The 14,425-nt window shown below is 48.4% G+C and carries 13 protein-coding genes and 1 other annotated feature; of the genes, 4 read left to right on the top strand and 9 right to left on the bottom strand.

Going from position 1 to position 14,425, the window contains the following annotated elements; all coding sequences use genetic code 11:
- Positions 1 to 17 precede the first annotated feature (17 nt).
- The gene (locus KNQ04_RS05760) at positions 18 to 1,205 is read right to left on the bottom strand and encodes a helix-turn-helix domain-containing protein (RefSeq protein ID WP_214847976.1); all 1,188 of its coding nucleotides are present in this window, start codon (positions 1,203 to 1,205) and stop codon (positions 18 to 20) included.
- Between the two features lie 121 nt (positions 1,206 to 1,326).
- On the opposite strand from KNQ04_RS05760, the gene KNQ04_RS05755 reads away from it, so the two are divergent.
- Positions 1,327 to 2,598 carry an MFS transporter gene (locus KNQ04_RS05755; RefSeq protein ID WP_214847975.1) on the top strand — a complete coding sequence of 424 codons (1,272 nt, stop codon included), beginning with the start codon at positions 1,327 to 1,329 and terminating at the stop codon, positions 2,596 to 2,598.
- Between the two features lie 19 nt (positions 2,599 to 2,617).
- Here the strand turns inward: KNQ04_RS05755 and KNQ04_RS05750 are convergent, their stop codons facing one another.
- Positions 2,618 to 3,628, bottom strand: coding sequence for an LLM class flavin-dependent oxidoreductase (locus KNQ04_RS05750; RefSeq protein ID WP_214847974.1), 1,011 nt, complete (start codon positions 3,626 to 3,628; stop codon positions 2,618 to 2,620).
- Between the two features lie 168 nt (positions 3,629 to 3,796).
- Between KNQ04_RS05750 and KNQ04_RS05745 the strand changes: the two genes are divergently transcribed.
- From KNQ04_RS05745 to KNQ04_RS05735, 3 genes are all read left to right on the top strand, one after another.
- Positions 3,797 to 4,273, top strand: coding sequence for a pyridoxamine 5'-phosphate oxidase family protein (locus KNQ04_RS05745; protein ID WP_214847973.1), 477 nt, complete (start codon positions 3,797 to 3,799; stop codon positions 4,271 to 4,273).
- A 115-nt stretch (positions 4,274 to 4,388) separates the two neighbouring features.
- Complete coding sequence (locus KNQ04_RS05740) at positions 4,389 to 5,360, top strand: cation diffusion facilitator family transporter (protein ID WP_214847971.1); 972 nt, start codon at positions 4,389 to 4,391, stop codon at positions 5,358 to 5,360.
- Complete coding sequence (locus KNQ04_RS05735; protein WP_214847970.1) at positions 5,357 to 5,641, top strand: MGMT family protein; 285 nt, start codon at positions 5,357 to 5,359, stop codon at positions 5,639 to 5,641. The genes KNQ04_RS05740 and KNQ04_RS05735 overlap by 4 nt, the downstream gene beginning before the upstream one ends.
- Positions 5,642 to 6,074: 433 nt before the next feature.
- Here the strand turns inward: KNQ04_RS05735 and KNQ04_RS05730 are convergent, their stop codons facing one another.
- From KNQ04_RS05730 to KNQ04_RS05700, 7 genes are all read right to left on the bottom strand, one after another.
- A complete protein-coding gene (locus KNQ04_RS05730; RefSeq protein WP_353048375.1) occupies positions 6,075 to 6,587 on the bottom strand; it encodes a pyrophosphohydrolase domain-containing protein in 513 nt (170 codons plus the stop codon).
- An 83-nt stretch (positions 6,588 to 6,670) separates the two neighbouring features.
- A complete protein-coding gene (locus KNQ04_RS05725) occupies positions 6,671 to 8,320 on the bottom strand; it encodes an aromatic amino acid hydroxylase (protein ID WP_214847969.1) in 1,650 nt (549 codons plus the stop codon).
- Between the two features lie 55 nt (positions 8,321 to 8,375).
- Positions 8,376 to 8,579, bottom strand: a binding site (T-box leader).
- A 63-nt stretch (positions 8,580 to 8,642) separates the two neighbouring features.
- Positions 8,643 to 9,788 (bottom strand): FUSC family protein, encoded by a 1,146-nt coding sequence (locus tag KNQ04_RS05720; protein WP_214847968.1) that lies wholly within the window; start codon positions 9,786 to 9,788, stop codon positions 8,643 to 8,645.
- 195 nt (positions 9,789 to 9,983) lie between these two features.
- Positions 9,984 to 10,307: a hypothetical protein gene (locus KNQ04_RS05715; protein WP_214847967.1), complete on the bottom strand. Its 324-nt coding sequence runs from the start codon at positions 10,305 to 10,307 to the stop codon at positions 9,984 to 9,986.
- Positions 10,308 to 10,754: 447 nt separating this feature from the next.
- On the bottom strand, positions 10,755 to 12,689 hold the full coding sequence (locus KNQ04_RS05710; protein WP_214847966.1) for a PTS fructose transporter subunit IIABC: 1,935 nt from the start codon (positions 12,687 to 12,689) through the stop codon (positions 10,755 to 10,757).
- A 16-nt stretch (positions 12,690 to 12,705) separates the two neighbouring features.
- A complete protein-coding gene (pfkB, locus tag KNQ04_RS05705; RefSeq protein WP_214847965.1) occupies positions 12,706 to 13,626 on the bottom strand; it encodes a 1-phosphofructokinase in 921 nt (306 codons plus the stop codon).
- Positions 13,623 to 14,369: a DeoR/GlpR family DNA-binding transcription regulator gene (locus KNQ04_RS05700; RefSeq protein WP_214847963.1), complete on the bottom strand. Its 747-nt coding sequence runs from the start codon at positions 14,367 to 14,369 to the stop codon at positions 13,623 to 13,625. The genes pfkB and KNQ04_RS05700 overlap by 4 nt, the downstream gene beginning before the upstream one ends.
- Positions 14,370 to 14,425: the final 56 nt, after the last annotated feature.

Raw genomic sequence — 14,425 nt, 5'->3', positions numbered from 1 at the left:
CTTCCCGCCCTAAGTTTTTACGATAATCCCGCTAGGATTTGCTCGATTTCTTGTTTGAATCGTCCCGGTGACAGTTGTTTTGTCAATTCCTCCACTTCCGCCCGACGATCCAATCCGACTCCGGCCCGCATCGCTAATGCAAGCGCATATAACATCATCGCGTGATCGTACTCTCCGCCAACTTGCCATAAATGTGCGCCGCGCCAAATATTAGCGACACCGCTTTGCAGGTCAAACGGGAGTGTCTCTTTTGAGTCCTTCCATAAACACAGATAGACCTCGAAGTATCCGATGTAATGGATACACGCTTCAATGTTGACTTCAACGAGTCGTTCCCGCGCATACCGGACGCCTTCATAGTCCTCTCGGTGCACTGCAATCGTCCCTTTGGTCAACTCGACAAGAATCCGCTCGAATGCTGTCGCTTCCGTGAACAAAAAGAAATGCTCCAGTAATTCCAGCTCATGATTTGCCGCCTCAAAGTCTCCGTCTAAACTTAAGAACAACGCCAGCAACCGGTGATAGTTACTGACGTCACTGTAGACCCCTTTTTCACGCATATAATGGATGCCTTCCCGCAAAAATTCAATCGACCGGCTCCAGTTGTCTTCGTTCACACTGACACGAATCGCCTGTAACATCTGATAGTCAAGAAACGTTTCATGTGCAAGCGGGACGTCCTGATGAATCATCATCGCATCCACTTTCCGGTACGCCTCTTCATAACGGCGCAGGAAAAATAAGAAATAGATTTTCGAAATTTGTACATTGATCTGTTCATCCCGTAATTCAAGCCGCTTGTAGATTTCCTCCGCTAAATCAAAATAATGTAAGCCCTGTTCCGTGTTCGAAAAACGTAATGCACTTCCGTACATTTCATAAATTCGACCTTGCCAGTAAGAATCAATCGCCGGTTCCAAATAGGGTGCGAGCATGTTAGCAATCTGTTCTTCCGCATAATAGTCACCTGTCTGCGTATTGATTTTTTCAATCAGCTGCTTCATTTCGATCGCACGGGGATCAATCAACAACTCGTCGACCGAGACATGCAGGCGACGCGCGATTGATTGTAGCGCCGGTAAGGACGGCGTCGCCTTGCCGTTCTCAATCATACTGAGCATCGATTTCGTCATGATGCCGTCTGCGACATCCGACTGCGTCATTTTTTTTGCTTTTCGTAAACCTTTAATCCGTTCTCCAAGCATCGTTTTAACCTCAATCCATTAATAAAGTTCAATTTAATTTAACTTTTATATTTACAAACTTCTCCTGTTCCTCTAGTATAAAGGAAAGTTCAATTTAATTGAACAAAAAGGAGGAATCATGATGTCGAAAAATTTACAACGGCTCCTGTTTGGTAAGTTTTGTTCGTTGTTCGCAGCAAGTCTTTTTACGTTCGTCGCGGGTTTGACCGTATTACGGGAAACGTCATCCGGGCTGCAATTCGCACTCGTCTTACTAGCCGGCACACTGCCGCGGATTCTGTTGTCGCCCGTTGCCGGCGTGCTGTCCGACCGCTGGAACCGGAAAAAAATCATCGTCACGACCGAGGCGACAAGTGCCTTCATACTCGCCGGTTTTGCCGGGTACGCCGCCTTTTTCACGGTCCACACGATTCATTACATGATCGTCAGTGCCCTTTTGACGGTTCTTTCGACCTTTCTCTCCGTTACCTTGATGAGTTCCTTGCCCCGCTTGCTCGATGATGCTGAATTGCAACGTGGGAATTCCCTCATTTCGAGTATCAGTTCGCTATCGTCGATCGTTGCCCCGATGCTGGCCGGCTTTTTATTAGCCTTTGCACCGATCCACCTTTTCACGCTTTTACCGCTTTGCTTGTTTTCTCTCGCTGCGCTGTGGAACATGCGCCTGACGTTCCGTGTCATCCCCGCCGTAAATGAAGAAAGCCCGCCTTCGCTCTGGGCAGACTTTCAATCCGGTTACCGTTATTTATTCAAACAACGGGTCCTGACGACACTGATCTTGATGGCACTTGTCTTGAATTTCTTTTTCATCGCCTTAGAAGTCATCTATCCCATCATTTTGCTCGATCGTCTCAACGTTACACCATTTCAGTTCGGAACGATTGAAGCAGCTTTAGGTCTCGGTCTGTTACTCAGTTCGCTGCTGCTTGCTCTCCCCCGCTTTACGATCAAGCGTCCATTGATGACATTGTTCCAGTCGGTTGCTTTAGTCGGGTTTTTATTCCTTTCCCCTTTGTTCCCGTTACTCGGGATCGTTCCGTCGAACTGGACATTTGCTTATTTTCTCATCTTCTCCTTTACGGTCGGGTTCATCATCCTCCGGTCAAACATTCCGATTCAACTGCTCGTCCAACGGCAAACCGATCCGGCTTACTTGGGACGTGTCATCGGTGTCCTGGAATCACTCGCGATGGGGATTACGCCAATCGGGATGTTGTTATTCGGCCTGTTAAGTGATTACGTCTCGCTCAATCTGATTCTCGCAATCAGTTCGTCCGGCTTACTCGTGACGGTCGGAATCGGCTTTTTCCACTTGCGCCGTGACATCCGGGCAGAACGTCTTGCAACAGATCCGATTCCCGAACCTGAAAAAACGTCCACCTCAGCAAGCTGAGATGAACGTCCTGATTGATTTAAACCGTTGCCTTGACCGCGTCCATGATGAGACGGAGTGATTGTTGTTTCGCTTCTTTATCGGCAATCATCGAAGCAATCATGACTTCGTCCGTTCCATATGAATCGGCGAGGTCTTGTAATTGACGGGCGACGTCTTCTGGATTTCCGACGATCATCCGTTTCCGGTTTTCGGCAATCCGGAATTGATCCTGGAACGAATACTGGTATGACGCTGCTTCTTCCGGTGTCGGGGTACCTGTTGACGAGACACCTTTCTCAAGCAGGAGCAATGATAAATCAAGACTCGAAGCCAATCGTTCTGCTTCTTCCGTCGTTTCGGCACACGTCACGAAAATTGAGACGAGTGTCTGCGGTGTCGCGTTGAACGATGTCGCCATGAAGTTATGACGGTAATAGTCCATCACGTCTTGTCCGCCTTGTCCGTTGATGAAGTGGGCAAAGGCAAAACCGAATCCGCGTTGTGCTGCATTTAACGCACTGCCACCGCTTGAACCGAGCAACCAGGCTTCCGGTGTCGTGTCGACTTCCGGTGTTGCGACGAGTCCTGCGAAACGGTGATTTGCCGGCGCCCCGTCTGTTAGGTAATCAACGAGATCGTCAAGCTGCGCGCCATAGTCCGCGCCGCCGAACCGTGGCGACGAACCTTCCTGCAAGGCGCGTGTCGCAAGCGGCATGCCGCCCGGTGCCCGGCCAAGCCCAAGGTCAATCCGGTTCGGGGCAAGCCCTTCAAGGACACGGAAGTTTTCCGCAACTTTGTAAGGACTATAGTGCGGTAACATGACACCGCCTGAACCAAGACGGATTTGTTTCGTCACAGCTGCCATGTAGGCAATCAATACTTCCGGACTCGACCCGGCAAGTGTCTTCGCGAAGTGGTGTTCCGAGACCCACAGGCGTGTGTAGCCTAGCTCGTCTGCTGTTTTCGCAAGCTCGACTGTTTCTTGTAATGCCTCTGATGGGGTTTGCCCTTTTGAGACAGGAGATTGATCCAATATACTTAATTTCATCGTGTAAAACGCTCCTTTAAACTGAAATTCATACTTAGACTGTACGCCTCGGAAACGACCGATTGCAATAAAACTGCTTCTTGATTCATTGATGACGTTTTCAATTTCAGATTCAGGGAACATTCTTAAAGTGAGCATTAAAAAAAATGAACAGATGGGGTGTTGTATATGTCAACGAATCAAGAAGCAGTCGAAACGGTCAAAAAATTAATCGATAAAATCGAAACGGCGATGCTGACGACAGTATCAGATGAAGGTCTTGTCTCGCGTCCGATGCAAACACAGGATATCGAGTTCGATGGCGATCTCTGGTTCCTCACTTCAAAAGAAACAGGGAAATATAATGAAATCTTAAAAAATCCGAGCGTCAACGTCGCTTATGTCGACAAATCATATGTCTCAATCCGCGGTAAAGCGGAAATCGTCGAAGATGTCGCCCGCAAAAAAGAACTGTGGAGTCCCCGGTACGAAGCTTATCTCGGGACAAGCTACGAAGACCCGAAAGTTATTTTAATTAAAGTCAATACGGAAGCTGCGGAGTACTGGGAAACGGGAAACACGACTAAGTCAGTCAAACAAGTCCTGAAGAAGGTCACAGGAAATGATGACTCGAACGAAATCAACAAAACAGTTGATTTAACATAATAGCTCGTTAGCCAAACCGCTCCGCCTCGTGCGGAGCGGTTTTTTGTAGTCTCTCCTATCAATTTAGTGTAGACTACTACTATTACTGTTGTTTGTTAACAAAAGGAGCACACTCATGGGAGAATTCTTTACATTATTACGACGGGGAAACCGTTCCGCATTAACGGCTGGAATCGTCAACTCCATCATTGCCATCATCAAAATCATTGCCTACACTTTAACCGGAAACGTCGCGATGTTCGCCGAAATGATGCATTCACTTGGCGACGCTGCTAACCAGTTCTTCGTTTTCATCGGTTCTGCGCTCAGTAAAAAAGCACCGACAAAACGATTTCCGAACGGTTTCGGTCGACTCGTCAACCTCGTCCTGCTCGGCGCAATTTTATTCGTCGGGATCATGGCGTACGAAACGATTCATGAAGGGATTGCACACATCATCGACCCAACCGAGTCAACCGGCTTCTGGATCACCCTATCTGTCTTATTTGCCGGTGTCCTCCTTGAAAGTGGTGTCTTCCTTAAGGCGATGAAAGAAATTGCCCACGATGCAAAGCTGACTACAAAAGGACCGCGTTTGATTCTTGAAAGTTTTCGGTCATTAAAACAAGCGAAACCTGCGACACGACTCGTCTTCTTAGAAGATTTAGTCGCGACGGCTGGTGGCATCGTCGCGATGATTGCTGTCGTTATCTCACACGTGACGCCTTATCATCAAGCGGAAGGCATCGCCTCCGTCATCATCGGTCTGATGATGTTTTATGTTGTCGGTAATGTCTTCTTGCAAAACGCTGCCGGCGCACTCGGTGAAGCGGATGAAACGATGGCGGCTCGCCTCGGTGGGTTAATCATGCAAGATCCTGACGTCCGGGATATCAGCAAACTCGAAGTCATCAAAGAAGGCGACCACTTCCACGTCGAAGTCGAGATTGAAATCGATCCGGCGATGACCGTAGCGCAAGCGGACGATATCAAAGACCGACTCGAACTGCAACTCCGCATCCAACAAGACATCACGGATGTCACGATCGGCTTTGATGAGGACGATCAAGTCCAGCAATATGTCGTCTCGACAAACGAAGAACGATGACCCCTTTCACGCAGGATGTCGTGGCGCTCATTCGTGCGATTCCTGCAGGACGTGTCGCGACATATGGTCAAATCGCGCGTCTTGCCGGAAATCCCCGGGCGGCTCGTCAAGTCGTCCGGATTTTGCATAGTATGAGTCAGGCGGAACGTTTACCGTGGCATCGTGTCGTCAACGCCAAGGGTGAGATTTCGCAAGGGACCGAACAGCAACTGGCACTCGAAGCGGAAGGCATCGTCTTTCAATCGGACGGGAAACTCGTACTGTCGGATTATCAAATATAAGCCGATTTTAGCAGAGAGCGGATATTTGCTCACTTTAAAAAAAGAACCACTTCCCTAACTGAGAGGAAGTGGTTTCTGCTTGTATACAAAAAAGCTGCACGGTCGCAGAAGTCTGCTTTTCGCGGTTTAAAGCAATTCAAGACAGAGCGTGCTCCAAAGCGTCTGCATGATCCATATTTTTCGGCGGTACAGCCTAAAAAGCGTCAAGTTTCGTTGACTCCTACGGGAAAAAGTGCAAGTTCCTTGCGCTGTCAGAGGCATGCAAGACCCTGCTCATTGTCCGCTATGGGCAAGGAGCAACGGCTTGCGCCTCGCCCGAGGAAAGCAACGAAAAAAAGACGCTTTTACCTCCCGATATCACTTCTTCTATACACTAGAACCACTTCCCTAACTTAAGCGGAAGTGGTTCTTTTTGTTCGATCGTAGTCCATCCTTATGCTTTTTCATCCATCTGCCGTAACACTTCTGCCTCGAGTTGCGGTTCCGGTGGCAACCAGCCGTCCGGTTTCATAACTTTTTGGTCCGATTCCCGGAAGATCGGTTGACCATCCGGCCCGAGTTTCGCCATATTCGCGCGTTGGACGATTTCAAAGAGTGGTCCCGGCTCGAGTCCTGCTTCGACAAAGCTACCCATGATGAAGTACAGCGCGTCCGTCAAGGCATCCCCTTGACCGACAAGGCGTTCGACGGACGTCGTCGGGTATGTTTCCTTTAATGATTTTTCAACAGCCCGGTCAATCCCCGCTTTAAGGGAATCGATCGCCGCTAAAAATTCGGCTTCATCTCGTGACGATTGATGCAGAAACTCGACTGCTGCTTCTTCTGTCGTCCAGGTTGCCCGTTTGATGCCACGCTCGAGTTCGAGCGGGGTCGGTCGTTCCGCTCCCGGGTGATTAAATGTTTGATGGAACTGTTTGACGTCTTGAAAATAGTTTGGTTGTTTCACACTGTCCACTCCCCTATGTTTACGTTTCATCCGCGAATCGTATTCATTTTAACAGGTTTGGACAGATTTCTCGAACGTCCGCTTCATGCATGGACGAGGTCAAGCATCTTGATGCCACGCGTGATCAACTCGTTGCGTTCCGGCGACGTCTGCTTCAGGCGCTCGAGATCCTCGAGGAGACGGGGTTGGTCGACTTCGTCTGCCAGTTCAAGCAGTTCAAGCCGGAGTAACCAGGCGTCCGGTAATTGGACGAGTGTCTGATCAATCAATTGTGACAGGCGGGGCTGGCTCGCCTGACCTTCCCGGATGGACCGGACGGCTTCGAAAATCGGATCAGCTGCCGTCAATGGACGTTCAATCCGTTCAAATTCAACGGTTTCCGGAATCGGCTTTAAGGCTTCGACTTCTGTTCCGGGGAAAGTTGATGTAATCGCACCAATGACGAGGTCGAGTTGGTCGAATTGCTCCGTCACACCGTCTTTCGTTAATCGAACGTCTTTGATGACAGCGATGGCACGTTTGCCGTTCACTTGCTCAATTTTTGCGACATGCCCCATCAATTGTAACGTTCCTTCAACCCAGTCAAGTTGCTCGCCGACTTCGACTTGCTCAAGGACCGCGTTCAATTCTTCCCCGTGTAAGAGCGTAAATCCATTCGGGTGTTCCGTCTGGGATTGGCCGTCCAACACTTCGCCATTCGCAGCGAGTGCAGTCGGCCCACTAAATCGAACGAGATCAAGTGTCTCAAACGTTTCTTGTGCTGCCGGAACACCGACGAGCGAGAGACCGGATGCAAAGACGAGTGTCGACAGATTACCTGATTCGACAGCCTTGATGAGGCCGTGTCGCCCGCCACGGACGTAAGACATCGTCTGTGCAAACTCTTCTAAGGCGTCACGCAGTTGTTCAAATGATTCACAGACGAACAATTCTTTTTGCATGCTCGTGACGTCATGTTTTGTCGCGAGCGCCTTCGCAAGTGAAAACGGATGTTTCTTGACGGCGTCCGTCAAACAATGGCGGCTTTCCCCTACTGAAGAAAGAAGACCGGCTCCGTAGATTTGTGGGTTGTCAAGGTCGCCGATTAAACCAAACTCGACCGTCCACCAGAAGAGACGTGAAATTTCATTGGCTTCCGAAATCCCTTTAACATGGGTCCGTGTTTCCGCGAGTGCGATTTCCGCTTGCTCGATGTCTTCCGGTGTTGAAAATGGACTTTCTTTGACAATCGTTAATTTTTTAAGTGCCTTAAAAACATCATGTTCCGCTTTGTGATTGAAAGCATGGGCTCCGATTTCACCAAACCGGCGGACAAATTCCGCGTAAGTCGGATTCATCAAAATCGGCGCGTGTCCTGCCGCTTCATGCAAGATGTCCGGGGCCGGCGTGTAAAGAATGTTATCGACCTTTCGAATATCTGTTGCGATTGGAAGTAGACCGTGTCCTTGGAAGTCGAAGAAAGCGACCCCCGGAATCAAGCCGTCAACGGCTACCGTCCCCCATCCGCCGCGACTGAGGTTCGCCGTCATTTCACGAACGTCCGGAATGCGTTCCGGGCTGATTCCGGAAGCAGCAAGCCCTTCGAGGTACGCCGGATGTGCCGTATGTTGCAATGTATTTAAATTCAAGCGCATGACGTAGCGCCAGACCGCATGATCCGTCGGTGTGTAATCTTCGTAATGCTGTGGTGCGACGTGTGGTTGTAAGTGACTTGGAATGATTGGTGTAGACATATGAAGTTCCCCCTTAAATTATAGTAACAGCAAAAAGTCCCTGCCGGACATATCCGACAGGGACGACGAAAGCCGCGGTACCACCCTGATAATCCATGAAAGGCATGGATCACTTCATTACGGGATAACGGTTTTCTCCGCTTGCTTCGCAAGAGACTCAGAAACTGTAATTCGATTCAATCTGTGTACACGTTCGCAGCGCCACGTGCTCTCTGAAACAGGGAGATTGTTTCTACTTCGGTTTCGTCCTCGTCCACTTCTTTCGTTCTGTTATGCTGTTATGCTGTTAGCAACTAAAGTGCTATTAAGAAGGACTATACGCTTACTTTTGACTTTCGTCAATGGCTTTTTTACGTTTAAACCGATTAAATGTTTTGTCCCGGACCGATTTCTGTTCGATCGATAATGACGTTGCATGACGTTTTAGCGCACCGTGAAGCCGTTTTTCAAAAGCTTCGAGTTCTTGAATCCATTCATTCATCGCCACGACAATCGGTAAAATTTCCATGATTTCTTCCTCTTCGAGCTCATCACGGTCAAGGAAGGAATGTTTGACGAACGCAATATTTTCTTTCACTAAGTCTTCCATCGCGAGTGGTTCTTCCGTCAACAGTAAGTCATATGTCAACAAGACCTTTTCTTGCCGCTGGGCGATATGCATGACGTGATAAAATAATTCACTCCGCAAGTCGTCGGCGATGTTCGACAGGGCCCGTTCCCGCTCTCGGAAACGTTCCGCCGTCGCGACACTCCGCTCTAAGCACGACTGCATGTGTTGGAGGATGATGATGTTACGGAGCAATGGGACATGTTTTTGACGTGTCCCCCGTACTTCCTCCCGGTGCAGGTTAAATAATTGTTGTGTCTCGCGTAGGGACTTACTCATCTTATCGATTGCCGGGCGATACGGAGCAACCTTCCCCTCAAAAGCAATCGCCCGCGTGACGACAAGCAACTTTTCAAACAGCTTCGAGGCCTTTTGATAATAAACGTTTCCGTAACGCGGTGGGAAAATCAACGCGTTGACCCCAAGCGCACAACCGATTCCGAGCATCACGAGTAAGTAGCGAATCAAGACGATTTGCCAGAGCGGCTCCGTCGCTCCTTCGACGCTTTCTAAGATCACGATGATCATCAACACGACGTGGGGAATCGTTCGACCAAATCCGAATGCAAGTAGGATCGAAATCGCCGCCATGATGACGATTCCGATTGCAAGCGGATTCGCAGGATTGGCTCCAAGAATCCATAAGGCAAGTAACGTTAAGAAGGCACCAATTAAGTTCGCTTCCGCTTCTTCTAAAAACTGTTTCCACGTCTGATAGACTGAAGGCAACAAGGTCGTCGCTGCCGAAATTGCCGGCAGAATCGGACTGAGATGAAATAGATTACTGACAAGGAGTGCAAGAATGACTGCGAGTCCTGTTTTGATGGTACGTGGTCCAATTTGTAAGGATTGACCGCCCATAGTTGATCCCTCCTTCATAATGTAAGTATGCCCTCTATTCTTCCTTTAATAGCATGAAAACGCAAATAAAAAATCACCCACAACGGACTGAGGGTGATTTCATGTCTTTAACAGACAATCTTCCTTAAGAATTTAGAAAAGAACTAGCTCCGAACTTAGTCTAATGGAAAACAAGAAAAATCAAACTTAATTTTACTAATCCACCTTAGGTAAAGCAGTCGTCACGCCTACCTCGATTACCTTTCCATCATTCAAGCGAAAAACCATATATTCATCGTCTCTCAATCCTTCACCGTTAATTTTGGCGGCAATCTTATATCTTTTATCTTTCTCTCTATGTTTATCGTCATACGCAGATTTTACTGAAACAATATTTTCTTTGCCGTATTTATTGTTTATATAGTTTACAATTTTTTCTCTGACGTCTTCTTCATACTCTTTATCTACTCCCCTGTTCATAAAAAGAAACCCGCCTATCACTAAAAACAAAGTCAAACTACTAATCATGATTTTTTTCAAGACGTTTTCCCCCTTTCATTCTCTTCTCTATTTACTTTAAATGAATCTAGCTCATAAACAAACTACTATAACAGCAGTTTTGGTGTGATGCTTAACCACCTTTCGCTCCTTGAATCGCCTTTTGCGGCAATCGTAAAACGATTAAAGACGGAACGCGCTCTTAATCGACTGTCTGATTTGATTTTTCTAGCGGTATCGCCTAAACAGCTTCGCTTTTCCGTTGACTCCTACGGGAAAAGTGCGTAAACACGCACTGGCAAGAGGCAAGCAAGACCCTGCTCCTTGTCCGTTAGGATCAAGGGAGCAACGGCTTGCGCCTCGCCCGAGGAAAGCAACGGAAAAAGAAGAAGCTTTTATCGTCCAACACCACTATTTCTATACGTTAAATAGAAGGATTTCATAACAGAAAAAATCACCCCCAGCGGACTGAGGGTGATTTCCTTTCAATTATGATGCTTTTGTAGCTGTTCCTGACGTCATTTCTTTTTTCGCGACATCTTGGTCGACGAGTGGTTTTTTCCAGACAGAGAGGATTGCTGCTCCGACGAGTGAACCGATTAAGATTGCACCGGCGTAGCTAAGTGCTGCCATCAATGTGCCTGAAGGACCGTCAAGTAATGGGAAGACGAAGATTCCTCCGTGTGGTGCCGGGAGTAAGACACCGAAGACGATTGTCAGTGCACCAGCGATTGCTGAACCGATGACACTTGACGGAATGACACGAAGTGGATCAGCTGCAGCAAATGGAATCGCACCTTCTGTGACGAATGATGCACCCATTGCGTAAGCGGCGATACCTGCTTCACGCTCTTGCGGTGTAAATTTCTTACGTGCGAACAATGTTGATGAGAATGCGACGAGAAGTGGTGGAACCATTCCGCCTGCCATGACCGCAGCCATGACTTCCGTGTTTCCTGCTGTAAGTGCTGCTGTACCGAAGACGTATGCTGTTTTGTTGATTGGACCACCCATGTCGATTGCCATCATTGCTGCGACAAGCATACCGAGGAGGATGGCGTTACCGCCACTGAGTCCGTTGAGTGAATCTGTTAACCATGTCATGAAGGCTGCGACAGGTTCATTGATGACAAGTAACATGATCATACCGGTAATGAATGAACCGAACAACGGGTAGAGCAAGACCGGTTTAATTCCTTCAAGAGCTTTCGGAAGACCTTGGAAGAGCTTGATGAGACCAAGGACGACGTAACCAGCAAGGAAACCGGCAATCAAACCACCGAGGAAACCGGCGTTCCCTTGGCTTGCGAGGAAACCGGCAATCAAACCTGGTGCGAGACCTGGTTTATCGGCAATCGACATCGCGATGAATCCAGCGAGAATCGGAACGAGCAAACCAAATGCTGCTTTACCGATCGTCATCAATTGACCCGCGAATGCATTGTACGTCGGATCGTCTGGGTTCGATGAGTTGATGCCCCAGAAGAAGCTGATTGCGATCAAAAGTCCACCTGCGACGACGAGTGGCAACATCGCTGAAACCCCACTCATCAAGTGTTTGTAGAATCCACCACGTGCTGGTGTACCGCTGTTCCCGGATCCACTGCCTTTATAGACAGGCGCATCTTGTTTGACGGCGCGGTCAATCAATTCTTTTGGTTTACGAATTCCTTGTGCGACGGGTACTTCGACGACGTGTTTTCCGTCGAAACGATCCATTTCGACTGCTTTATCGGCAGCGACGATGATTGCTGTCGCATCTTTGATATCTTGATTCGTCAAACCGTTTTTGACACCTGTCGAGCCGTTCGTCTCGACCTTGATGCGGACACCCATTTCTTCTGCTTTTTGACGCAGGGCGTCTGCTGCCATATACGTGTGGGCAATCCCTGTCGGACAAGCTGTGACGGCGAGGATGTACGGTGCATTTTGATCGACCGTGTCCGGTGTCACATCAACGGGACCTTCTTCTTCCCGTTCTTTCGCTTCAATCGCTGCGATGACTTCATCTTCCGAACGAGCCGAGAGAATCGTGTCCCGGAAGTTGTTGTCCATCAAATAGACTGATAACTTCGAGAGTGTTTCAAGATGGGCATTGTCGGCATTTTCACCCGCAGCAATCATGAAGAATAAGCGGCTTGGTTGACCGTCTAACGCTTCATAGTCGATACCTGCCGAGCGTCCGAATGCGATGGCCGGTGATTTAACAGCAGCTGTCTTCGCATGGGGAATCGCGATTCCTTCTCCGAGACCTGTCGTACTTTGGGCCTCACGTGCCAAAATCGCTTCGCGGTAGGCGGAACGGTCGTTTAACTTACCGGCACGGTCGAGTACATCGACGAGCTCATCGATGACTGATGCTTTTGTATCAGAACGCAAATCCAGTTTAATCGTATCGCGTGTCAAGAGATCTGTAATTTTCATGAGTGAGTCACTCCTTTTATGATTGAATGAGTTCAACGACTTCGACATCGATCAGTAAACGATCAATGTCTGCTTTTGTACATAAACCAAACGAATAAGCGGACGCACTACCTGTCGTGACAGCGTACCGGAATGCTTCTTCCGGCGGTCGGCCGAGGGCGTGACTGGCGACGAACCCTGCGACGAGTGAATCACCCGCCCCGACCGAATTGACGAGTTTCCCTTCAGGCGTATTCGCCGTGTATGCGCCTTGTTTGTTGACAAGCAAGGCACCGTCTCCCGCGAATGATATGACGACATTTTCTGCACCACGTTCTACGAGTTGTTGGGCATAAGGGACAGCCATTTCTTTTGACGTGATGTCGACATCAAAGATTTCACCAAGTTCATGATGATTCGGTTTAATCATGAATGGACCGAGCGGTAAGACTTCAAGCATCGCCTCTTTTGTTGTATCGACGGCGAATTTGACACCGCGTTCATTTAATAAGAGCGCAATCTTCTTGTATAAGTCGTGAGGGAGGCTGCTTGGAATACTTCCCGCTAGGACGACGATGTCACCTGACTGCATCGTTTCGAATGTAGCCAGTAAAGACTCTAACTCTTCCGGCTGAATACTCGGACCGGCTGCATTAAGTTCCGATTCCTGATCGGCGCGAATTTTAACATTGATCCGGGTTTCATCAGCAATCGGTGTGAAAGCGGTCAAGACACCTTTCTTTTCCAGTTCACTGCGGATGAATTGTCCAGTGCTTCCACCTAAAAAACCTAGTGCTTCTGTCTCAACGTCATAGTTCTTTAAGACAAGTGAGACGTTGATTCCTTTTCCGCCTGCTACTTTTTCTGCTTGCTCGACACGATTGACTTGACCTGCCTCAAATACCGGTAGTGTGACATAATAATCAATCGACGGGTTGAGTGTCAGTGTATAAATCATTTCGCGTTCACCACCTCTGTATATTGACTGTATTTCGCTGTTTGTTCGTTCGATGCCGTCGTGATGATCGTTGCCGCCCGAAGTGGCGCGACCCGACTAAAACTAATTTCATCCAACTTTGTTTCGTCGACTAACACATACGATTTTTTCGCTAACTCAATCGCTGTCTTCTTTACGAGTGCCTCTTCCGGATCTGGTGTCGTAAATCCTTGTGTCGGATGAACACCGTTCATCCCAAGAAATGCGACATCAAAGTGGTAAATCAACATTCCTTCACGTGCATTGTAGCCGACCAGTGCTTGCGTCGAATGCTTGAGTTGCCCTCCGACGACGAACGTCGGGATTCGGTGATAGAGTAACGTATTCGCAAGAGGAAGACTGTTCGTCACGACCGTAATCGCCTTTTGTTCGAGATAAGGGACGATGGCAAGTGTCGTCGTTCCCGCATCGAGGTAGACATACATTCCGTCTTCGATTAAATCAGCTGCCGCCCGGGCAATTTGATTTTTCTCTTCGACGAAACGATCACTTTTCTCGATGTAGCTCGGTTCATCAATTTGCATATGATTTGCCGTCGCTCCGCCGTGAACACGACGTAAGTGACCGGCTTCTTCGAGTTGCGAGAGATCGCGACGGATGGTCGATTCACTTGCTCCCGTTTGCTCGACGATGGTTTGCATTTTGACGACTTCTTCTCGGGCGAGGAGCTCAAGAATCAGTTGATGGCGTTTTTTCGTTAACATTGGTTTCCCTCCGCATCTTTAATATAAAGCGTTTACATTTAAAAATCAACCAAAAT

Origin of the sequence: Exiguobacterium sp. s193 (assembly GCF_018618755.1) — a bacterium.
Taxonomy (GTDB): domain Bacteria; phylum Bacillota; class Bacilli; order Exiguobacteriales; family Exiguobacteriaceae; genus Exiguobacterium_A.
The sequence above is the reverse complement of the archived record's forward strand: the minus strand, read 5'-3'. Positions and strand labels throughout refer to the sequence as shown.

Bases quoted from the DNA above. Each gene is read 5' to 3' on its own strand.
- KNQ04_RS05760 (WP_214847976.1), bottom strand. From the start codon at position 1,205: ATGCTTGGAGAACGGATTAAAGGTTTACGAAAAGCAAAAAAAATGACG.
- KNQ04_RS05755 (WP_214847975.1), top strand. From the start codon at position 1,327: ATGTCGAAAAATTTACAACGGCTCCTGTTTGGTAAGTTTTGTTCGTTG.
- KNQ04_RS05750 (WP_214847974.1), bottom strand. From the start codon at position 3,628: ATGAAATTAAGTATATTGGATCAATCTCCTGTCTCAAAAGGGCAAACC.
- KNQ04_RS05745 (WP_214847973.1), top strand. From the start codon at position 3,797: ATGTCAACGAATCAAGAAGCAGTCGAAACGGTCAAAAAATTAATCGAT.
- KNQ04_RS05740 (WP_214847971.1), top strand. From the start codon at position 4,389: ATGGGAGAATTCTTTACATTATTACGACGGGGAAACCGTTCCGCATTA.
- KNQ04_RS05735 (WP_214847970.1), top strand. From the start codon at position 5,357: ATGACCCCTTTCACGCAGGATGTCGTGGCGCTCATTCGTGCGATTCCT.
- KNQ04_RS05725 (WP_214847969.1), bottom strand. From the start codon at position 8,320: ATGTCTACACCAATCATTCCAAGTCACTTACAACCACACGTCGCACCA.
- KNQ04_RS05720 (WP_214847968.1), bottom strand. From the start codon at position 9,788: ATGGGCGGTCAATCCTTACAAATTGGACCACGTACCATCAAAACAGGA.
- KNQ04_RS05710 (WP_214847966.1), bottom strand. From the start codon at position 12,689: ATGAAAATTACAGATCTCTTGACACGCGATACGATTAAACTGGATTTG.
- pfkB (WP_214847965.1), bottom strand. From the start codon at position 13,626: ATGATTTATACACTGACACTCAACCCGTCGATTGATTATTATGTCACA.
- KNQ04_RS05700 (WP_214847963.1), bottom strand. From the start codon at position 14,369: ATGTTAACGAAAAAACGCCATCAACTGATTCTTGAGCTCCTCGCCCGA.